The organism is Citrobacter sp. Cpo032, from assembly GCF_030332975.1.
Classification (GTDB): domain Bacteria; phylum Pseudomonadota; class Gammaproteobacteria; order Enterobacterales; family Enterobacteriaceae; genus Citrobacter; species Citrobacter portucalensis.
Map to the genome: position 1 here is coordinate 17,240 of NZ_JAOWGU010000050.1, position 21,917 is coordinate 39,156.

At 52.0% G+C, this 21,917-nt stretch carries 19 protein-coding genes; 17 read left to right on the top strand and 2 right to left on the bottom strand.

Annotation, left to right across the window (positions count from 1 at the left end):
* The first annotated feature begins 91 nt into the window (after nucleotides 1-91).
* Nucleotides 92-2,113 (top strand): DNA helicase Rep, encoded by a 2,022-nt coding sequence (gene rep / locus OGY33_RS20870; protein ID WP_003829018.1) that lies wholly within the window; start codon nucleotides 92-94, stop codon nucleotides 2,111-2,113.
* Between the two features lie 51 nt (nucleotides 2,114-2,164).
* Here the strand turns inward: rep and gppA are convergent, their stop codons facing one another.
* Nucleotides 2,165-3,646 carry a guanosine-5'-triphosphate,3'-diphosphate diphosphatase gene (gppA, locus tag OGY33_RS20875; protein ID WP_191238981.1) on the bottom strand — a complete coding sequence of 494 codons (1,482 nt, stop codon included), beginning with the start codon at nucleotides 3,644-3,646 and terminating at the stop codon, nucleotides 2,165-2,167.
* A 136-nt stretch (nucleotides 3,647-3,782) separates the two neighbouring features.
* A complete protein-coding gene (gene rhlB, locus OGY33_RS20880) occupies nucleotides 3,783-5,051 on the bottom strand; it encodes an ATP-dependent RNA helicase RhlB (protein ID WP_003829013.1) in 1,269 nt (422 codons plus the stop codon).
* Nucleotides 5,052-5,194: 143 nt separating this feature from the next.
* Between rhlB and trxA the strand changes: the two genes are divergently transcribed.
* The 16 genes from trxA to thrP all read left to right on the top strand — a co-directional run bounded on the left by trxA (nucleotide 5,195) and on the right by thrP (nucleotide 21,821).
* Nucleotides 5,195-5,524, top strand: a complete 330-nt coding sequence (gene trxA, locus OGY33_RS20885; protein ID WP_001280776.1) for a thioredoxin TrxA — start codon at nucleotides 5,195-5,197, stop codon at nucleotides 5,522-5,524.
* A gap of 130 nt (nucleotides 5,525-5,654) precedes the next feature.
* Complete coding sequence (locus OGY33_RS20890) at nucleotides 5,655-5,774, top strand: rho operon leader peptide (protein ID WP_049259789.1); 120 nt, start codon at nucleotides 5,655-5,657, stop codon at nucleotides 5,772-5,774.
* A gap of 87 nt (nucleotides 5,775-5,861) precedes the next feature.
* Nucleotides 5,862-7,121: a transcription termination factor Rho gene (rho, locus tag OGY33_RS20895; RefSeq protein WP_002437993.1), complete on the top strand. Its 1,260-nt coding sequence runs from the start codon at nucleotides 5,862-5,864 to the stop codon at nucleotides 7,119-7,121.
* A gap of 238 nt (nucleotides 7,122-7,359) precedes the next feature.
* Entirely contained in the window at nucleotides 7,360-8,463 is a 1,104-nt protein-coding gene (gene wecA / locus OGY33_RS20900; RefSeq protein WP_032945680.1) for a UDP-N-acetylglucosamine--undecaprenyl-phosphate N-acetylglucosaminephosphotransferase, read from the top strand.
* Between the two features lie 12 nt (nucleotides 8,464-8,475).
* Nucleotides 8,476-9,522, top strand: a complete 1,047-nt coding sequence (gene wzzE / locus OGY33_RS20905) for an ECA polysaccharide chain length modulation protein (protein ID WP_003829003.1) — start codon at nucleotides 8,476-8,478, stop codon at nucleotides 9,520-9,522.
* A 55-nt stretch (nucleotides 9,523-9,577) separates the two neighbouring features.
* Nucleotides 9,578-10,708 (top strand): non-hydrolyzing UDP-N-acetylglucosamine 2-epimerase, encoded by a 1,131-nt coding sequence (gene wecB, locus OGY33_RS20910; protein WP_032934208.1) that lies wholly within the window; start codon nucleotides 9,578-9,580, stop codon nucleotides 10,706-10,708.
* Nucleotides 10,705-11,967: a UDP-N-acetyl-D-mannosamine dehydrogenase gene (gene wecC / locus OGY33_RS20915; RefSeq protein WP_079935203.1), complete on the top strand. Its 1,263-nt coding sequence runs from the start codon at nucleotides 10,705-10,707 to the stop codon at nucleotides 11,965-11,967. The genes wecB and wecC overlap by 4 nt, the downstream gene beginning before the upstream one ends.
* On the top strand, nucleotides 11,967-13,034 hold the full coding sequence (gene rffG / locus OGY33_RS20920) for a dTDP-glucose 4,6-dehydratase (protein ID WP_191238980.1): 1,068 nt from the start codon (nucleotides 11,967-11,969) through the stop codon (nucleotides 13,032-13,034). Before wecC ends, rffG begins: the two co-directional genes overlap by 1 nt.
* 33 nt (nucleotides 13,035-13,067) lie before the next feature.
* A complete protein-coding gene (gene rfbA, locus OGY33_RS20925; protein ID WP_032945685.1) occupies nucleotides 13,068-13,949 on the top strand; it encodes a glucose-1-phosphate thymidylyltransferase RfbA in 882 nt (293 codons plus the stop codon).
* Nucleotides 13,927-14,604 carry a dTDP-4-amino-4,6-dideoxy-D-galactose acyltransferase gene (rffC, locus tag OGY33_RS20930; protein ID WP_048215225.1) on the top strand — a complete coding sequence of 226 codons (678 nt, stop codon included), beginning with the start codon at nucleotides 13,927-13,929 and terminating at the stop codon, nucleotides 14,602-14,604. Before rfbA ends, rffC begins: the two co-directional genes overlap by 23 nt.
* A 4-nt stretch (nucleotides 14,605-14,608) precedes the next feature.
* Nucleotides 14,609-15,739, top strand: coding sequence for a dTDP-4-amino-4,6-dideoxygalactose transaminase (gene rffA / locus OGY33_RS20935; RefSeq protein ID WP_048215224.1), 1,131 nt, complete (start codon nucleotides 14,609-14,611; stop codon nucleotides 15,737-15,739).
* 1 nt (nucleotide 15,740) lies between these two features.
* Complete coding sequence (gene wzxE / locus OGY33_RS20940) at nucleotides 15,741-16,991, top strand: lipid III flippase WzxE (RefSeq protein WP_191238979.1); 1,251 nt, start codon at nucleotides 15,741-15,743, stop codon at nucleotides 16,989-16,991.
* The gene (locus OGY33_RS20945) at nucleotides 16,988-18,067 is read left to right on the top strand and encodes a TDP-N-acetylfucosamine:lipid II N-acetylfucosaminyltransferase (protein WP_048215223.1); all 1,080 of its coding nucleotides are present in this window, start codon (nucleotides 16,988-16,990) and stop codon (nucleotides 18,065-18,067) included. Before wzxE ends, OGY33_RS20945 begins: the two co-directional genes overlap by 4 nt.
* Nucleotides 18,064-19,419: an ECA oligosaccharide polymerase gene (wzyE, locus tag OGY33_RS20950; protein WP_020996101.1), complete on the top strand. Its 1,356-nt coding sequence runs from the start codon at nucleotides 18,064-18,066 to the stop codon at nucleotides 19,417-19,419. The genes OGY33_RS20945 and wzyE overlap by 4 nt, the downstream gene beginning before the upstream one ends.
* Complete coding sequence (gene wecG / locus OGY33_RS20955) at nucleotides 19,419-20,159, top strand: lipopolysaccharide N-acetylmannosaminouronosyltransferase (RefSeq protein ID WP_003017964.1); 741 nt, start codon at nucleotides 19,419-19,421, stop codon at nucleotides 20,157-20,159. The genes wzyE and wecG overlap by 1 nt, the downstream gene beginning before the upstream one ends.
* A gap of 276 nt (nucleotides 20,160-20,435) precedes the next feature.
* Entirely contained in the window at nucleotides 20,436-21,821 is a 1,386-nt protein-coding gene (thrP, locus tag OGY33_RS20960; RefSeq protein WP_003828980.1) for a bifunctional threonine/serine APC transporter ThrP, read from the top strand.
* The last annotated feature ends 96 nt before the right edge of the window (nucleotides 21,822-21,917 follow it).

Genomic DNA, 21,917 nt, shown 5'->3' on the forward strand with positions numbered 1-21,917 from the left:
CTGGCTACTCACAGGGGTAGCCAGTTACTCTTTTTCTCCCTCTTTCTGCTACAATCCACCTCCCCCGTGTTTACAGATTGAGCAATCCCTTATGCGTTTGAACCCCGGACAACAACAAGCCGTCGAATTCGTCACCGGACCTTGCCTGGTGCTGGCGGGAGCGGGTTCCGGCAAGACGCGTGTTATCACCAACAAAATAGCCCATCTTATCCGTGAATGTGGCTATCAGGCACGACATATTGCGGCAGTGACCTTTACCAATAAGGCTGCGCGCGAGATGAAAGAGCGCGTGGCGCAAACGCTGGGTCGTAAAGAGGCGCGTGGGTTGATGATCTCCACCTTCCACACCCTGGGACTGGATATCATTAAGCGTGAATACGCGGCGCTGGGGATGAAGTCTAACTTCTCGTTGTTTGACGATACTGACCAGGTGGCCTTGCTTAAGGAACTGACCGAAGGGCTAATCGAAGACGATAAGCTTATTCTCCAGCAGCTGATCTCGACGATCTCCAACTGGAAAAACGATCTGATGACTCCGGCGCAGGCGGCAGCCAGCGCAAAGGGCGAGCGCGATCGTATTTTTGCCCACTGCTATGGTCTGTATGACGCGCATATGAAGGCGTGTAACGTCCTCGATTTTGACGATCTTATCCTGCTTCCTACTCTGCTGCTACAGCGCAATGAAGAAGTGCGTGAGCGCTGGCAAAACAGAATCCGCTACCTGCTGGTGGATGAATATCAGGATACCAACACCAGCCAGTATGAGCTGGTGAAGTTGCTGGTAGGGAAACGTGCGCGCTTTACCGTCGTGGGCGATGACGATCAGTCGATCTACTCCTGGCGCGGCGCCCGTCCGCAGAACCTGGTACTGTTGAGCAAAGATTTTCCGGCTTTACAGGTGGTGAAGCTGGAGCAAAACTACCGTTCATCAGGTCGCATCCTTAAGGCGGCGAACATCCTCATTGCGAACAATCCACACGTCTTTGAAAAGCGGCTCTTTTCCGAGTTGGGTTACGGTGCTGAGCTGAAGGTACTGAGCGCAAATAATGAAGAGCATGAAGCCGAACGTGTGACCGGGGAATTAATTGCCCATCACTTTGTGAACAAGACGCAATATAAAGACTACGCCATTCTTTATCGCGGTAATCATCAGTCGCGCGTGTTCGAAAAGTTTCTGATGCAGAACCGTATCCCGTACAAAATTTCCGGCGGAACGTCGTTCTTCTCGCGTCCGGAGATTAAAGATCTGCTGGCCTACCTGCGTGTGCTGAGCAACCCGGATGACGACAGCGCATTTTTGCGCATCGTAAACACGCCAAAGCGTGAAATCGGTCCAGCCACGCTGCAAAAGTTGGGTGAATGGGCGATGACGCGTAATAAAAGCCTGTTTACCGCCAGCTTTGATATGGGGCTTAGCCAGACTCTGACCGGGCGCGGGTATGACTCTCTGACCCGCTTTACGCACTGGCTGGGTGAAATTCAGCGCCTGGCGGAGCGCGAACCGGTTGCCGCTGTGCGCGATCTTATCCACGGTATTGATTACGAATCCTGGCTGTATGAAACCTCGCCGAGCCCGAAAGCGGCTGAAATGCGTATGAAAAACGTCAATACGCTGTTCAGCTGGATGACGGAGATGCTGGAAGGCAGTGAGCTGGAAGAGCCGATGACCCTGACCCAGGTAGTTACCCGCTTTACCCTGCGCGACATGATGGAGCGTGGAGAGAGCGAAGAAGAGCTGGATCAGGTGCAGTTGATGACGCTGCATGCCTCAAAAGGGCTGGAGTTCCCTTACGTGTTTATGGTGGGAATGGAAGAAGGATTTTTGCCGCACCAGAGCAGTATCGATGAAGACAATATCGACGAAGAACGTCGTCTGGCTTACGTAGGGATTACGCGTGCACAGAAAGAACTCATCTTCACTCTGTGTAAAGAGCGTCGTCAGTATGGTGAGCTGGTGCGTCCGGAACCGAGTCGTTTCCTCCTGGAGCTGCCACAGGATGACGTTATCTGGGAACAAGAGCGTAAAGTGGTGAGCGCTGAGGAGCGGATGCAAAAAGGGCAGGCAAGCATCGCTAATATTCGGGCAATGATGGCGAAAGCCAAAGCAAAGTAGGTATTCTGTAGGCCGGATACGTGTAAACGCGCGCTATCCGGCAACCAACATCTAATGAACGTCCAGCGGCCAGTGGACATAGCTTTGCCACTGACTTTCCTGATCGATTAACTCTTTACCCAGCGGATGATGTTCCAGCCAGCCTTCTGGTAGCGTGACCGTCAGGTGCTCGTTTCTTGCATCCATTTGAATTTCCGGCACAAGATCGTCACGGCGACGGCTGGCGAAGATGATCGCCAAACGTAGCAAACGGCAAAGATGCTCCGCGATGCGCGGTGGCACTGCGTTTTGCTGGTGGAGCGAAGAGAGATCGACGGGGTTGGTCTGGTTGAGTAACAGCGTTGCTAGCAGTTTCTTTTGCGCAGGGGTAAAACCCGGGAGATCGAGATTGCGCACCAGATAAGCGGCATGCTGTGGTGCCTGTTTAAAATCAACGCTCAGGCCAATTTCATGCAGCTGACAGGAACTAATCAGTAGTTCGCGGCTAATCGGTTCAAGATGCCACTTTTTTTCTACCTGATCGAGAAATTTAGTCGCTAAATTGGCAACGCGATGTGCTTGCTCTGTATCGACCATAAAGCGACGCTGGATATTGCGTAATGTGCGGCTACGAATATCCTGATCCACCGCCAGATGCAGCATGCCGTAGACCAGACCTTCACGTAATGCGCCGCCGGCCAGGGTCATGCATTGAATGTTCAGTTCGGTGAAAATAGCAATCAGAATGGCCAGCCCGCTGGGGAAAACCAGCGCACGTTCCAGCGTTAACCCTTCGATTTCCAGCTCTTCCAGACGACCGCAGTGAATGGCGCGCTGCTTAAGCTGCTGAAGTTTGGCCAGCGTAATGCGCTCATCCATACCCTGCGCCATCATGATTTCCTGCAACGCCTGGACGGTACCAGAGGCACCAACGCAAACTTTCCAGCCATGAAAACGCAGTTTGTCGGCGACCGGGCGCAGAACTTCACGTGCGGCCTTCTCTGCCTCGTCAAAGTTATCCTGTGCCAGATTACGATCGGTAAAATAACGTTCGAGCCAGGTGACGCAGCCCATCGACAGGCTGAACAGAGAGGTGGTTTGTGCGCCGGAACCGGTGACTAATTCAGTGCTGGCGCCACCAATATCCACAACCAGACGCTGATCGGCACCGCCGGTTGTGTGGGCCACACCTTGATAAATCAGTCGCGCTTCTTCTTCACCGCTAATTACCTGGACAGGGCAGCCAAGGATCTCTTGCGCTTTAGCAATAAACACATCGGCATTTACGGCGATGCGTAATGTTGCCGTGGCGACCACGCGGATTTGAGGATGCGGAATATCCTGCAGACGTTCTGCAAACAAGCGCAAGCATTGCCAGCCGCGCTCCATCGCTTCAACAGAGAGCTCGTTGTCACCGTTGAGTCCAGCGGCCAGACGCACTTTGCGTTTGATACGCGTGAGCGTCTGGATGCTTCCTGCCACCTCGCGTACAACCAGCATATGAAAACTATTCGAGCCGAGATCGATTGCTGCATACAGCGAAGTAGAATTCATACACTTCATCCTTCAACCTGTATCTGTGTTGGCTGCGTTCTCTCACCCGAATCATTTACTAAAATAAGCTCATCGGGATTCGTTTTCTTGCCGCCTTGATACAGGCTGAATGATTTTGTGTATGGCATAACTTTTCTTAACCTGAACGACGACGATTACGCGGAGCACCACCGGTACGGCGTGGGCCATTGCCTGTACGCGGGCGCGTTAAGCGCAACGGCTTCGGCAGATCGGTCATCAGCGCATCCGGGTTATATTTGCTGACCGGAATCGAGTGGCCGATATAGGTCTCGATTGCGGGTAAATTCAGCGCGTACTCTTCACAAGCCAGGCTGATAGAGTGACCGCTTGCGCCAGCACGTCCGGTACGACCGATTCGGTGAACGTAATCTTCACAGTCATCCGGCAGGTCATAGTTAAATACGTGCGTTACTGCTGGGATATGCAGGCCACGCGCAGCGACATCCGTCGCAACGAGAATGTCGAGATCGCCACGGGTGAACTCATCAAGAATACGCAGACGTTTTTTCTGTGCTACGTCACCGGTCAGCAGACCGACGCGATGACCGTCCGCAGCAAGGCTGCCCCAGATATCTTCACAACGATGCTTGGTGTTAGCAAAAACAATGGCGCGATCTGGCCACTCTTCTTCAATCAGCGTTTGCAGCAAACGCATTTTCTCTTCGTTGGAAGGGTAGAAGAGCTCTTCTTTAATGCGGTGGCCAGTTTTCTGTTCCGGTTCGACTTCAACGTACTCAGCGTTATTCATCTGTTCGAACGCCAGTTCGCGAACGCGGTATGAGAGGGTTGCAGAAAACAGCATGTTCAGACGTTGGGTGGTTGGCGGCATACGACGGAACAGCCAACGGATATCTTTAATAAAGCCCAGATCGTACATACGATCGGCTTCATCCAGCACCACGACCTGAATCGCGCCCAGATTAATGTGGTTCTGTTTTGCATAGTCGATGAGACGACCGGTCGTGCCGATAAGAATATCGACGCCGCTTTCCAGCACTTTCAGCTGTTTATCGTAACCGTCGCCGCCATACGCCAGGCCTAATTTCAGACCAGTGGTCTGTGCCAGCGGCTCGGCATCGGCGTGGATCTGCACGGCTAATTCACGCGTTGGCGCCATAATTAACGCACGCGGTTGGTTCACCTTGCGATCGGCAATCGCGGGATGAGAGAGAAGATAATGAAACGTTGACGTCAGGAACGCCATCGTTTTTCCGGTACCGGTTTGCGCCTGCCCGGCAACATCACGACCAGCCAGCGTTAGCGGCAGCGCGAGGGCCTGAATGGGCGTACAGTTATGAAAGCCTTTATTTTCAAGGGCTTCTATCACCTTTGGGTGCAGGGCGAAGTCGGAAAACTTCTGTTCTGTTAAATGTGTTTTGCTCATAGTGTGGTAGAATATCAGCTTACTATTGCTTTACGAAAGCGTATCCGGTGAAATAAAGTCAACCTTTAGTTGGTTAATGCTACATCAACACGTCGTTGATTAATGCTACACCAATGCACCAGGCTTATTCCTGTGGAGTTATTATGAGCGATAAAATTATTCACCTGACTGACGACAGTTTTGACACGGATGTACTCAAAGCGGACGGAGCAATCCTCGTTGATTTCTGGGCAGAGTGGTGCGGTCCGTGCAAAATGATCGCTCCGATTCTGGATGAAATCGCTGACGAATATCAGGGCAAACTGACGGTTGCTAAACTGAACATTGACCAAAACCCAGGCACCGCGCCGAAGTATGGTATCCGTGGCATCCCGACCCTGTTGCTGTTTAAAAACGGCGAAGTTGCGGCGACGAAAGTCGGCGCGCTGTCCAAAGGTCAGTTGAAAGAATTCCTCGACGCTAATTTAGCGTAAGGAAGTCTCATGATCGGGCGACCCTACTTCGAAATGATTCGGATGACTGGACGCCCGACTTGAGTCGTGCTAAGTTAGTGTTGACTTCGTATTAAACATACCTTATTAAGTTTGAATCTAGTTATATCCAATACTTCCCGTTGTTTCTCGCGCGAGGAGTGGACAGATTCCTGGCTTGTCACTCAATCCGTCTTGTCGTTTCAGTTCTGCGTACTTTCCTGTGACCAGACAGCGAACAGACATGAGTTGATGGCCGTAAACAGGCATGGATGACCCTGCCATACCATTCACAACATTAAGTTCGAGATTTACCCCAAGTTTAAGAACTCACACCATTATGAATCTTACCGAATTAAAGAATACGCCGGTTTCTGAGCTGATCACTCTCGGCGAAAATATGGGCCTGGAAAACCTGGCTCGTATGCGCAAGCAGGACATTATTTTTGCCATCCTGAAGCAGCACGCAAAGAGTGGCGAAGATATCTTTGGTGACGGTGTGCTGGAGATATTGCAGGATGGATTTGGTTTCCTCCGCTCTGCAGACAGCTCCTACCTCGCCGGTCCTGATGACATCTACGTTTCTCCCAGCCAAATCCGCCGTTTCAACCTCCGCACTGGTGATACCATTTCTGGTAAGATTCGCCCGCCGAAAGAAGGTGAACGCTACTTTGCGCTGTTGAAAGTTAACGAAGTTAACTACGACAAACCAGAAAACGCCCGTAACAAAATCCTCTTTGAGAACTTAACGCCGCTGCACGCAAACTCTCGTCTGCGTATGGAACGTGGTAACGGTTCTACTGAAGACTTAACGGCGCGTGTACTGGATCTGGCATCGCCGATCGGTCGTGGCCAACGTGGTCTGATTGTTGCTCCGCCGAAAGCGGGTAAAACCATGCTGCTGCAGAATATCGCGCAGAGCATTGCATACAATCATCCTGACTGCGTGCTGATGGTGCTGCTGATTGACGAACGTCCGGAAGAAGTTACCGAGATGCAGCGTCTGGTGAAAGGTGAAGTGGTTGCCTCTACCTTTGACGAACCAGCCTCCCGCCACGTTCAGGTTGCGGAAATGGTTATCGAGAAGGCGAAACGTCTGGTTGAACACAAGAAAGACGTTATCATTCTGCTTGACTCCATCACCCGTCTGGCGCGTGCATATAACACCGTGGTTCCGGCTTCCGGTAAAGTACTGACCGGTGGTGTGGACGCCAACGCCCTGCATCGTCCGAAGCGTTTCTTTGGTGCTGCACGTAACGTGGAAGAGGGCGGTAGCCTGACCATCATCGCGACTGCGCTGATTGATACCGGCTCTAAAATGGATGAAGTTATCTACGAAGAGTTTAAAGGTACCGGCAACATGGAGCTGCATCTCTCTCGTAAGATTGCTGAAAAACGCGTCTTCCCGGCTATCGACTACAACCGTTCCGGTACCCGTAAAGAAGAGCTGCTCACCACCCAGGAAGAGCTGCAGAAAATGTGGATCCTGCGCAAAATCATCCATCCGATGGGTGAAATCGATGCAATGGAATTCCTCATTAACAAACTGGCGATGACCAAGACCAACGACGACTTCTTCGATATGATGAAGCGTTCCTGATTCGGGCATCATCTGAAAACGCCACGTTTTTACGTGGCGTTTTGCTTTTGTGGATGTAATCTTAACGACACAATAATAATAATCCGGTATGACATACCGCCTGGCGATGAAGGGTTGTAATTCGTATTTTGTGGTTAATAATCATACAGAACCACCTGATATGGAATCGGGTTTCTCTTCTGAATAATCGCCTGGATGGTTATACTTCATATATTGATATTCTTTGAGAGTATGTATAGTGAATTTACTGACAGCAAGTACTGATCTCATCAGTATTTTTTTATTCACAACGCTGTTTCTTTTCTTTGCCCGCAAGGTTGCGAAAAAGATAGGATTGGTGGATAAACCCAACTTCCGCAAACGTCATCAGGGACTGATTCCGTTGGTTGGGGGGATTTCGGTTTACGCAGGTATTTGCTTTACGTTCCTCATCGCCGATTATTATATCCCGCACGCAACTCTCTACCTGGCTTGTGCCGGTGTATTGGTGTTTATCGGTGCACTGGACGACCGCTTTGATATCAGTGTAAAAATCCGTGCGACCATCCAGGCTATCATCGGCATCATTATGATGGCGGTAGGTAAGCTCTATCTGTTGAGCCTTGGGTTCATTTTTGGCCCTTGGGAGATGGTGCTCGGTCCTTTTGGCTATTTCCTTACCCTTTTCGCCGTTTGGGCTGCAATTAACGCCTTTAACATGGTGGATGGGATTGATGGTCTGTTAGGCGGGCTATCCAGCGTATCATTCGCCGCAATGGGGCTTATCTTGTGGTTTGACGGCCAGACAAGCCTGGCTATCTGGTGTTTTGCCATGATCGCCGCCATTCTGCCTTACATCATGCTGAACCTGGGTATTCTCGGACGTCGCTATAAGGTCTTTATGGGCGATGCGGGGAGTACGCTGATTGGCTTTACGGTCATCTGGATCCTGCTGGAGACCACTCAAGGTAAAACGCATCCTATTAGCCCGGTCACCGCACTGTGGATTATTGCCATTCCGTTAATGGATATGGTGGCGATCATGTATCGTCGTTTACGTAAAGGTATGAGCCCTTTCTCCCCGGACCGCCAACATATTCACCATTTAATTATGCGCGCCGGGTTTACTTCCCGACAGGCTTTTGTCCTGATTACGCTGGCTGCTGCGATCCTGGCTTCTATCGGCGTGTTGGCTGAATATTCTCGGGTCGTTCCGGAATGGGTGATGCTGGTGCTCTTTTTACTGGCATTTGTCTTGTATGACTATTGTATTAAACGTGCCTGGAAGGTAGCGAGATTTATCAAACGCTGGAAGCGCAAGTTGCGTAGAAACCGTGACAGTAAACCAAACTTAACCAAATAAATTGAGGGTACGATGACACAACCATTACCGGGGGAACATGCCATGAGCGCTGAAAATGAACTGGACATCCGTGGGTTGTTTCGTACTTTGTGGACAGGGAAGGTGTGGATCGTCGGTATGGCTCTCGCCTTCGCGTTAGTCGCTCTCGCCTATACGTTTTTTGCTCGTCAGGAGTGGAGCGCGACGGCGATTTCAGACAGGCCAACGGTTAATATGTTGGGCGGCTATTACTCTCAGCAGCAGTTCTTACGTAACCTGGACATCAAGGCCAGTCTTGCATCTGCGGATCAGCCGTCAGTGATGGATGAGGCCTATAAAGAATTTATCATGCAGCTTGCCTCATGGGATACGCGCCGTGAATTCTGGCAGCAGACTGATTATTACAAGCAACGTATGGTGGGGAACAGTAAAGCCGATGCGGCGATGCTGGATGAACTGATTAATAACATTCAGTTTATGCCCGGCGATGCGGTTCGTAATACCAATGACAGCGTGAAGCTGATTGCCGAAACGGCACCTGATGCCAACAATCTGTTGCGTCAGTACGTCGCGTTTGCCAGTCAGCGTGCGGCGCGTCATCTGAACGACGAGTTAAAGGGAGCCTGGGCTGCGCGCACTGTGCAGATGAAGGCGCAGGTTAAACGCCAGGAAGAAGTGGCGAAATCGATTTTCTCTCGCAGAGTTCACAACATTGAGCAGGCTCTCAAAATTGCTGAACAGCATAATATTTCGCGTACTTCCACTGATGTTCCGGCTGAAGAGCTACCCGATTCTGAACTGTTTTTGCTTGGACGTCCTATGCTGCAGGCGCGACTCGAAAACCTGCAATCTGTTGGTCCCGATTTCGATCTGGACTACTTCCAAAACCGAGCCATGCTTAACACACTGAACGTTGGGCCAACTCTGGATCCGCGTTTTCAGACCTATCGTTATTTGCGTACGCCGGAGGAACCGGTAAAACGTGACAGCCCTCGTCGTGCCTTCCTGATGATTATGTGGGGCATCGTTGGGGCTCTGATCGGTGCTGGTGTCGCGTTAACCCGTCGCCGCACGATTTAGCAATATCGTTGCAGTGAGGGGCTGGGCCCTCACTGCCAATCCGAAGAGAATCGATGTGAAAGTACTGACTGTATTTGGCACGCGACCGGAGGCCATAAAAATGGCACCTCTGGTTCATGCGCTGGCAAAAGATCCTGATTTTGAGGCAAAAGTTTGCGTCACGGCGCAGCATCGGGAGATGCTCGATCAGGTGTTGAACCTCTTTTCCATTGTACCTGACTACGATCTCAATATTATGCAGCCAGGTCAGGGACTAACAGAAATTACCTGCCGAATACTGGAAGGATTAAAGCCAATTCTGGCTGATTTTAAACCTGACGTTGTGTTAGTTCACGGCGATACCACAACCACCATTGCTACTAGCCTGGCCGCGTTCTATCAGCGCATCCCGGTAGGGCATGTGGAGGCAGGCTTACGTACAGGCGATCTCTACTCTCCCTGGCCGGAAGAGGCGAACCGTACGCTGACCGGGCATCTGGCGATGTATCATTTTGCACCAACAGAAAACTCGCGCCAAAACCTGTTACGGGAAAACATTTCTGATAGCCGTATCTTCGTTACAGGTAATACGGTTATTGATGCGTTGATCTGGGTACGCGATCGCGTACTGGCGAGTGATGCATTACGAGCTGAACTGGCAGAGCATTACCCATTCCTGAGCTCGGATAAAAAGATGATACTGGTGACCGGTCATCGTCGGGAAAGCTTCGGTCGTGGTTTTGAACACATTTGTCATGCGCTGGCGGAAATTGCCGCGGCCAATCAGAACGTACAGATTGTCTATCCGGTGCACCTGAATCCTAACGTCAGCGAACCGGTTAATCGCATTCTGGGGCACGTTGAAAACGTCATCCTGATTGAACCGCAGGATTACATGCCGTTTGTCTGGCTGATGAATCACGCCTGGCTGATCCTTACCGACTCTGGCGGGATTCAGGAAGAAGCCCCATCTCTGGGGAAACCGGTACTGGTGATGCGCGAAACGACGGAACGTCCGGAAGCGATTACTGCAGGCACAGTACGTCTGGTAGGGACCGACCCGCAGCGTATTGTCGAAGAAGTCACGCGTTTGCTGCATGACGACAATGAATATCAGACCATGAGCCGTGCCCATAATCCGTATGGTGACGGGCAGGCATGTGGCCGCATTTTACACGCGTTAAAAAATAATCGGATATCGCTATGAGTTTTACGACCATTTCTGTCATTGGGCTGGGTTATATCGGACTGCCGACGGCGGCTGCCTTTGCTTCCCGTCAAAAGCATGTGATTGGCGTAGATGTAAATCAACACGCGGTGGATACCATTAATCGCGGTGAAATTCATATCGTTGAGCCAGATTTGGGCGCCGTGGTGAAAACGGCGGTCGAAAATGGATTTCTGCGTGCGACTACAACCCCTGTAGATGCGGATGCCTATCTGATTGCTGTGCCTACTCCGTTTAAGGGGGAGCACGAACCCGATATGGTTTATGTGGAAGCCGCGGCTAAATCTCTTGCACCGGTGCTGAAAAAAGGCGCGTTGGTGATCCTTGAATCGACGTCGCCTGTCGGGGCCACTGAACAGATGGCCACATGGCTGGCTGAAATGCGTCCTGACCTGAGTTTCCCGCAGCAAGTCGGTGAACACGCGGACGTTAACATTGCTTATTGCCCAGAGCGAGTGCTGCCGGGCCAGGTGATGGTTGAACTGATTAAAAACGACCGCGTGATTGGGGGAATGACCTCCGTCTGTTCCGCGCGTGCTAGCGAACTGTACAACATTTTCCTGGAGGGCGAATGTGTCGTGACCAACGCCCGTACGGCGGAAATGTGCAAACTGACTGAAAATAGCTTCCGCGACGTCAATATCGCCTTCGCCAATGAGCTGTCGCTGATTTGCGCCGATCAGGGGATCAACGTCTGGGAACTGATTCGACTGGCAAATCGCCATCCGCGCGTGAATATTTTACAACCGGGTCCGGGGGTTGGCGGGCACTGTATCGCGGTTGATCCGTGGTTTATCGTGGCGCAGAACCCGCAGCAGGCGAAATTGATTCGCACCGCGCGTGAGGTAAACGACGGTAAACCTCATTGGGTGGTTGATCAGGTAAAAGCTGCCGTGGCCGACTGTCTGGCGGATACCAATAAACGGGCCAGCGAAGTGAAAATTGCCTGTTTTGGTCTGGCATTTAAACCGAATATTGATGACTTACGTGAAAGCCCGGCGATGGGAATTGCGCAAAGCATCGCGCATTGGCACAAAGGCGAAACATTGGTAGTGGAACCGAACATCCATCAACTGCCGAAAAAACTGGACGGTCTGTGCCAACTGGCAGCGCTGGACGATGCCCTGGCTAGCGCCGATGTGCTGGTCTTGCTGGTCGACCATAATGAATTTAAAGCCATTAAAGGCGATGCGGTTCACCAGCAATATATCGTTGATACCAAAGGGGTCTGGCGCTAATGAAACGAATTCTGGTTACCGGTGGAGCGGGATTCATCGGCTCGGCGGTTGTACGGCATATCATTCAGGAGACTCAGGATGCGGCAATTGTGGTCGATAAGCTGACCTATGCCGGAAACCTGATGTCGCTGGAGCCGGTTGCACAGAATCCTCGTTTTACCTTTGAGAAAGTCGATATCTGCGATCGAGCTTCGCTCGACAGGGTGTTTCAACACTATCAGCCGGACTGCGTGATGCATCTGGCGGCAGAAAGCCACGTCGATCGCTCAATTGATGGTCCGGCCGCCTTTATCGAAACTAACATTGTGGGAACCTACACGCTGTTGGAAGCGGCGCGCGCTTACTGGGGTGATTTAACCAGCGAGAAAAAATCAGCGTTTCGTTTCCACCATATCTCGACTGACGAGGTGTATGGCGACCTGTATTCTACGGATGATTTCTTCACTGAAACCACACCGTATGCACCGAGCAGCCCTTATTCCGCGTCGAAAGCCAGCAGCGATCATCTGGTTCGCGCCTGGCTGCGTACCTACGGTCTGCCAACGCTGATAACCAACTGTTCTAACAACTATGGTCCGTACCACTTTCCGGAAAAACTGATTCCGCTGATGATCCTCAACGCATTGGCGGGGAAGCCGTTGCCGGTTTACGGCAATGGGCAACAGATCCGTGACTGGTTGTATGTAGAAGATCACGCCAGGGCGCTCTATTGTGTGGCGACAACGGGCGCGGTGGGAGAAACCTATAATATCGGTGGTCATAACGAGCGTAAAAACCTGGAAGTTGTCGAAACGGTTTGCAGCCTGTTGGAAGAGCTGGCACCGCAAAAGCCGCAGGGTATCGCGCAGTACCGCGACTTGATTGCTTTTGTGGACGATCGCCCGGGTCATGATTTGCGTTACGCCATTGACGCGTCGAAAATTGCGCGTGAACTAGGCTGGATGCCGCAAGAAACGTTTGAAAGCGGAATGCGCAAAACCGTGCTGTGGTATCTGGCTAATCAGGCATGGTGGAAACCCGTGCAGGACGGCAGTTACCAGGGCGAACGTTTAGGTCTGAAGGGCTAACAGCCTGGTTTTGGCTCCCGGAGGAGACAACGCATGAAAGGTATCATTCTGGCGGGTGGCTCAGGTACTCGCCTGTATCCCATTACGCGTGGCGTATCGAAGCAGCTATTGCCTATTTACGATAAGCCGATGATTTACTACCCGTTATCAGTATTGATGCTGGCGGGAATTCGCGAAATCCTGATTATCACTACACCGGAAGATAAAGGCTATTTCCAGCGCTTACTGGGCGATGGATCTGAGTTCGGCATTGAATTGCACTATGCTGAGCAGCCCAGTCCGGATGGATTAGCACAGGCGTTTATCATTGGTGAAACGTTCCTTAACGGGGAACCATCATGTCTGGTGTTAGGAGACAATATCTTCTTTGGTCAGGGATTCAGTCCAAAACTGCGTCACGTAGCCGCCAGAACGCAAGGCGCGACGGTGTTTGGTTACCAGGTGATGGATCCTGAACGTTTTGGTGTCGTGGAGTTTGACGACAATTTTCGAGCTATCTCGCTGGAAGAGAAGCCGAAAGCACCAAAATCAAACTGGGCGGTGACCGGTCTCTATTTCTATGACAGCAAGGTGGTGGAATACGCAAAACGCGTAAAACCTTCTGAGCGTGGGGAGCTGGAGATTACGTCTATCAACCAGATGTATCTTGATGACGGACATCTGACGGTAGAATTGCTCGGGCGTGGCTTTGCCTGGCTGGATACCGGTACGCACGACAGTCTTATCGAAGCGAGTACTTTTGTGCAGACGGTGGAAAAACGCCAGGGCTTTAAAATAGCCTGTCTGGAAGAAATCGCCTGGCGTAACGGTTGGCTGGATGACGAAGGCGTGAAGCGTGCTGCCAGTTCACTGGCCAAAACGGGTTATGGTCAATACCTGCTGGAGCTGCTCCGTGCTCGTCCGCGCCAGTATTGAGCCGCTTAGCTGGGAAAATACGTTCTTTGGCGTGAATAGCGCCATTGTGCGTTTTGACCAACGCGCGCCGGTTCTGACTGCGGATGTGTTGCAGCCCTGGTCGCGGGTACAGGCAAAAATTCCTGCCGCCAATACCCATGAATTAGATGCCCTGCAACAGTTGGGTTTCTCACTGGTTGAAGGTGAAGTGGATTTTGTGCTGCCGGTGATGTGTACGCATGGCGACCCCGGTGCGCAGGTCGCACAAACTACGGATATCCCTGCATTACGCCAACTGGCAGGACAGGCGTTCGCGCAAAGTCGTTTTCGCGCTCCGTGGTATGCCGCAGATGCCAGCACGCGTTTTTATGCGCAGTGGATTGAAAACGCGGTGCTGGGGACGTTCGATCATCAATGCCTCGTTTTTCGTACACCGGCAGGTGATATTCGTGGCTATGTCTCGCTGCGTGAACTGAATGCGACCGATGCGCGAATTGGCCTGCTGGCCGGGCGTGGGGCGGGAGCAGAACTGATGCAGGCCGCCCTTTGCTGGGCACAGACTCGCGGTAAAACAACATTGCGCGTGGCGACCCAAATGGGCAATACCGCCGCGCTTAAACGTTATATACACAGTGGTGCGAATGTGGAAAGCACCGCGTATTGGTTATACAGGTGACACGATGATTCCATTTAACGCACCGCCGGTGGTGGGCACTGAACTCGATTACATGCAGTCTGCGATGAACAGCGGCAAACTGTGTGGCGACGGTGGTTTTACCCGTCGCTGCCAACAGTGGCTGGAACAGCATTTTGGCAGCGAGAAAGTATTGCTGACGCCTTCCTGCACCGCATCGCTTGAGATGGCGGCATTGCTGCTGGATATCCAGCCTGGCGATGAAGTCATTATGCCGAGCTATACGTTTGTCTCCACGGCCAATGCTTTCGTGCTGCGTGGCGCGAAAATTGTCTTTGTTGATATCCGCCCGGATACCATGAACATTGACGAAACGCTGATTGAAGCGGCGATCACCGACAAGACCCGCGCTATCGTTCCGGTGCATTACGCGGGCGTAGCCTGTGAAATGGATACCATCATGGCGCTGGCGGCCAAACATAACCTGTTTGTCGTGGAAGATGCGGCCCAGGGCGTCATGTCGACTTACAAAGGTCGGGCGCTGGGGACGATTGGTCACATCGGTTGCTTTAGCTTCCATGAGACCAAAAACTATACCGCAGGCGGTGAAGGTGGTGCGACGCTGATTAATGATAAAAAATTAGTCGAACGTGCAGAGATCATCCGTGAAAAAGGAACTAACCGCAGCCAGTTTTTCCGCGGTCAGGTGGATAAGTATACCTGGCGTGATATTGGCTCCAGCTATCTGATGTCCGATCTGCAGGCTGCCTATCTGTGGGCACAACTGGAAGCGGCTGACCGTATTAACCAGCAGCGTCTGGCGCTGTGGCAGAACTACTATGATGCTCTCGAACCGCTGGCGCGTGCCGGACGCATTGATCTGCCTTCTGTCCCGGAAAACTGCGTGCAGAATGCCCATATGTTTTATATCAAGCTGCGCGATATCGACGATCGCACGGCGTTGATTAACTTCTTGAAAGAAGCTGAAATTATGGCGGTGTTCCACTATATCCCGCTACATGATTGTCCGGCTGGCGATAAATTCGGCGTATTTGCCGGTGTTGATCGTTTCACCACTAAAGAGAGCGAGCGTCTGCTGCGCTTGCCGCTGTTTTACAACCTGTCGCCAGTAAACCAGCGAACGGTCATTTCGACCTTACTCAACTACTTCGCCTGATATGTCGCTTGCTAAAGCGTCCTTATGGACGGCAGCCAGTACGCTGGTAAAAATTGGTGCAGGTTTGCTGGTCGTTAAGCTGCTGGCGGTGTCGTTTGGCCCGGCAGGCGTGGGGCAGGCGGGTAACTTCCGCCAGATGGTCACCGTGCTTGGTGTCCTGGCGGGGGCCGGCATTTTCAACGGCGTCACGAAATATGTTGCGCAGCACCATGACGATCCGACCCGGCTCCGTAAGGTAGTCGGTACATCTTCCGCGATGGTGCTGGGATTCTCTACGCTGATAGCGGTGATTTTTCTGCTGGCGGCCGCGCCAATCAGTCAGGGATTGTTTGGCCATACTCATTATCAGGGGCTGGTAAGACTGGTTGCGCTGGTGCAGATGGGTATTGCCTGGGCGAACCTGCTGCTGGCGTTGATGAAGGGCTTTCGCGATGCGGCGGGTAACGCGCTGTCGTTGATTGTGGGTAGCCTGGTAGGCGTGGTGGCTTATTATGGCTGTTATCGCCTGGGAGGGTATGAAGGCGCTTTGCTGGGTCTGGCGTTAGTGCCCGCGTTGGTCGTTATCCCCGCCGCTATTATGCTGATTAAGCGTGGGGCAATTCCCCTGCATTACCTGAAACCCTCGTGGGATAACGGCCTGGCTGGACAGCTAAGCAAGTTTACCCTGATGGCGCTGATTACCTCCGTAACGCTGCCTGTGGCATACGTGATGATGCGAAACCTGCTGGCGGCGCAGTACAGTTGGGATGATGTGGGGATTTGGCAGGGAGTAAGCAGTATCTCTGATGCTTATCTGCAATTCATTACCGCCTCATTCAGCGTTTACTTGCTTCCGACGTTGTCTCGACTGACCGAAAAGCGCGACATTACGCGCGAGGTGGTTAAGTCGCTGAAGTTCGTGTTACCGGCGGTTGCCGCAGCGAGCTTTACTGTTTGGTTGCTGCGTGATTTTGCGATCTGGCTGCTTTTCTCCGCAAAATTCACCGCCATGCGCGATCTGTTTGCCTGGCAACTGGTCGGCGATGTACTGAAAGTTGGGGCGTATGTCTTTGGGTATCTGGTGATCGCGAAAGCATCGCTGCGGTTTTATATTTTGGCTGAAATTAGCCAGTTCATGTTATTGACGGTGTTTGCTCACTGGCTGATCCCTGCACACGGTGCGCTGGGAGCGGCACAGGCTTATATGGCAACGTACATCGTCTATTTTTCTCTTTGTTGTGGCGTGTTTTTACTCTGGCGTAGGCGGGCATGACTGAACTGATTCACGTTCTGGGATCGGATATCCCTCACCATAACCAAACCGTGTTGCGGTTTTTCAACGACTCGCTGGCCGCGACGAGCGAGCATGCGCGCACGTTTATGGTTGCCGGTCAGGATGCGGGACTCAGTGAGAGCTGCCCGGCGTTATCGCTAAGCTTCTACAGCGGGAAAAAGGCGCTTGCTGACGCTGTGATCGCGAAAGCAAAAGCGGATCGCCAACAGCGTTTCTTCTTCCACGGTCAGTTCAACACCAGCCTGTGGCTGGCGCTGCTGAGTGGCGGGATTAAACCGGCGCAGTTTTACTGGCATATCTGGGGCGCTGATTTATACGAAGTCTCCAGTGGACTGAAATTCCGCCTGTTTTACCCGATTCGCCGCATGGCGCAGAATCGTGTGGGCTGCGTGTTTGCCACACGGGGCGATTTACGTTATTTCGCCGAGCAACATCCCCGTGTGCGGGGTGAGTTGCTCTATTTCCCAACGCGAATGGATCCTTCACTCAATAACATGAGCAATGATTGCCAGCGCAGCGGCAAGATGACGGTGCTGGTTGGCAACTCTGGCGATCGCAGCAATGAGCATGTTGCCGCGCTTCGTGCCGTCCATCAGCAGTTTGGTGACACGGTGAATGTGATTGTGCCGATGGGTTATCCCGCCAATAATGCGGCCTATATCGACGAGGTTCGCCAGGCTGGCCTGGCGTTATTTAGCGCAGATAATCTGCAAATTTTGAGTGAAAAGCTGGAATTTGATGCCTATCTAACATTATTGCGGCAGTGTGATTTGGGTTACTTTATTTTTGCCCGTCAACAGGGAATCGGTACCCTGTGTTTGCTGATCCAGGCGGGTATCCCATGCGTGCTCAACCGTGAAAATCCCTTCTGGCAGGATATGGTGGAACAAAATCTTCCGGTGTTATTTACCACTGATGATCTCAATGAAGGCGTCGTACGTGAAGCGCAGCGCCAGTTGGCATCGGTAGATAAAAATACTATTACCTTCTTTAGCCCGAATTATCTGCAGCCGTGGCACAATGCGCTGCGCATTGCTTCAGGAGAAACCGTATGAGCCTGATGCAATTCAGCGGTCTTCTGGTGGTCTGGCTGCTCTCCACCTTGTTTATCGCCACGCTGACCTGGTTTGAGTTCCGCCGCGTGCGTTTTAACTTCAATGTTTTCTTCTCATTGTTGTTCTTGCTGACGTTCTTCTTCGGATTCCCGTTAACCAGCATCCTGGTGTTCCGCTTTGATGTGGCAGTGGCTCCGCCGGAGATCCTGCTGCAGGCCTTGCTGTCAGCCGCCTGTTTCTATGCCGTCTACTACGTGACGTATAAAACGCGCTTGCGCAAACGAGTAGATGATAAGCCGCGCAGGCCGCTGTTTACCATCAATCGTGTTGAAGCCCATTTGACCTGGGTTATCCTGATGGCGATTGCGCTGGTGAGCGTGGGCATCTTCTTTATGCACAACGGATTCCTGCTGTTCAGACTGCAATCCTATAGCCAGATTTTTTCCAGTGAAGTCTCTGGCGTCGCTCTGAAGCGTTTCTTCTACTTCTTCATTCCGGCAATGCTGGTGGTTTATTTCTTGCGTCAGGACAGCAAAGCGTGGGTGTTCTTCCTCGTGAGTACCGTCGCGTTTGGTTTGCTGACCTATATGATTGTGGGTGGGACGCGGGCCAATATCATTATCGCGTTTGCCATCTTCTTGTTTATCGGCATTATTCGCGGCTGGATTTCGCTGTGGATGTTGGCCGCTGCAGGCGTGTTGGGAATTGTCGGGATGTTCTGGCTGGCGTTGAAGCGCTACGGAATGAGCGTTAGCGGCGATGAGGCGTTCTATACGTTCCTGTACCTTACGCGAGACACCTTCTCACCGTGGGAGAACCTTGCGCTGTTGCTGCAGAATTACCACAATATTGAGTTCCAGGGGCTGGCGCCGATTGTCCGTGACTTCTACGTCTTTATTCCCTCCTGGCTGTGGCCTGGGCGGCCGAGTATTGTACTCAACTCAGCGAACTACTTTACCTGGGAAGTGTTGAACAACCACTCAGGACTGGCGATTTCGCCGACGTTAATTGGTTCACTGGTGGTGATGGGCGGGGCGCTGTTTATACCATTAGGCGCGATTGTTGTTGGGCTCATCATCAAGTGGTTCGACTGGCTGTATGAGCTAGGTAACCGAGAAACCAATCGCTATAAGGCGGCGATTTTGCACAGTTTCTGTTTTGGCGCCATTTTCAATATGATCGTGTTGGCACGTGAAGGGCTGGATTCGTTTGTCTCACGAGTGGTCTTTTTCCTCGTGATTTTCGGCGTTTGCCTACTGGTGGCAAAATTGTTGTTCTGGCTGTTTGATAGCGCGGGACTCATTCATAAACGAATCAAATCGCTGCCCCGGACACAGATTGAAGGATCGTAATGACAGATAACACAACTGCGCCGCTGTATTCGCTGCGCGGATTACAACTGATTGGCTGGCGCGATATGCAACATGCGCTGAATTACCTGTTTGCCGAAGGACACCTCAGGTCAGGAACGCTGGTGGCTATTAACGCTGAGAAGATGCTGACAGCAGAAGATAACCCTGAAGTGAGGGAGCTGATCAACGCCGCGGAGTTCAAGTATGCGGATGGGATTAGCGTGGTGCGTTCGGTGCGCAAAAAATTCCCACAGGCGCAGGTTTCACGCGTGGCCGGAGCTGACCTTTGGGAAGCGCTGATGGCGCGAGCTGGGCAAAACGGAACGCCAGTTTTCCTGGTTGGCGGCAAGCCTGAAGTTCTGGCACAAACAGAAGCAAAACTACGTGCGCAGTGGCGCGTGAACATTGTGGGTAGTCAGGACGGTTATTTTACCCCAGAGCAGCGTCAGGCGTTGTTTGAGCGTATTCACGCCAGCGGTGCGCAAATTGTGACTGTGGCGATGGGCTCGCCAAAACAAGAGATCTTTATGCGTGATTGCCGCAAGACTCACCCTGACGCGCTGTATATGGGCGTAGGGGGCACCTACGACGTCTTTACCGGTCACGTTAAGCGTGCGCCTAAAATCTGGCAAAATCTGGGGCTGGAGTGGCTGTATCGCTTATTGTCGCAGCCGAGCCGTATTACTCGACAACTTCGCTTATTACGCTATCTCCGCTGGCACTATACCGGCAACCTCTGACGCTCTCTCCTCTGATAAGTAGCGTTATCTGCTAATTACGCTACTTATTCACAACATTATCGCTGCTTTCTCGCACAATCTATTCATTTTTTGAATGCTTTAATTGCCATTTAAGCGATTTTAGGAAACCATTCGCAACAATCATTGCAGTGCCATGGTGTGTTTGGCGCCAACCGTTAAGCGGTCGGTGCCGTATGGCCTGTTATGGCATAACAAGATGTACCCATAACGAGAACCGGTAATACCGGACAGCATGCAAACACAACAAGAGGATTTATGGCCGAGAACAAACCTGAGCTACAGCGTGGGCTGGAGGCTCGTCACATCGAATTAATTGCCCTTGGGGGCACTATTGGCGTTGGGCTATTTATGGGGGCCGCCAGTACCCTTAAATGGGCGGGACCTTCGGTTCTGCTGGCGTATATCGTCGCCGGGCTGTTCGTCTTTTTCATCATGCGTTCTATGGGGGAGATGTTATTCCTCGAGCCGGTTGCCGGTTCATTCGCTGTTTACGCTCACCGTTATATGAGCCCCTTCTTTGGCTATCTCACCGCCTGGTCATACTGGTTTATGTGGATGGCTGTGGGGATCTCAGAGATTACCGCCATCGGGGTGTATGTGCAGTTCTGGTTCCCGGAAATGGCGCAATGGATACCCGCACTGATCGCGGTCGGACTGGTTGCGTTGGCAAACCTCGCTGCGGTTCGCCTGTATGGTGAAATTGAGTTCTGGTTTGCCATGATCAAAGTGACCACCATCATTGTGATGATCGTCATTGGGGTTGGGGTGATTTTCTTCGGCTTTGGCAATGGCGGCCAGGCGATTGGTTTTGGCAACCTGACCGAGCACGGCGGCTTCTTTGCTGGGGGCTGGAAGGGCTTCCTGACGGCATTGTGTATTGTTGTGGCGTCTTACCAGGGCGTGGAGCTGATCGGCATCACTGCAGGAGAAGCGAAGAATCCACAGGTCACGCTGCGTAGCGCGGTGGGTAAAGTGCTGTGGCGCATTCTGATTTTCTACGTTGGTGCGATTTTTGTCATCGTCACTATTTTCCCGTGGAATGAGATTGGCAGCAACGGCAGCCCGTTTGTTCTCACCTTTGCCAAGATTGGTATTACTGCTGCGGCAGGGATTATTAACTTTGTGGTGCTGACGGCGGCGCTGTCAGGCTGTAACAGCGGCATGTACAGCTGTGGGCGTATGCTCTACGCGCTGGCAAAGAATCGCCAGCTTCCTGCCGTTGTTGGAAAAGTATCACGCCATGGCGTGCCGGTTGCCGGAGTGGCTATTTCTATCGCGATCCTGCTGATTGGCTCATGCCTGAACTACATCATTCCTAACCCGCAGCGCGTGTTTGTTTATGTCTATAGCGCCAGCGTGTTGCCGGGGATGGTGCCGTGGTTTGTGATCCTGATAAGCCAGCTGCGTTTCCGTCAGGCGCATAAAGCGGCGATTGCCAGTCATCCATTCCGCTCCATTCTGTTCCCGTGGGCGAATTATTTGACGATGGCGTTCCTGATTTGCGTATTAATTGGCATGTACTTTAATGAAGATACCCGAATGTCGCTTTTTGTTGGCATGGGTTTCTTACTGGCCGTGACGCTCATTTATAAGGTTTTTGGTCTGAATCGTCATGGCACAGCCCATAAATTGCGGGAATAAGCGACAAAACGCACAAACCATGACCAAACGATAATTTATTTTAAAAAAGCACTAGACAGAAGACCGAGACCTCCGTAATATCCAGCCCCGCAACGG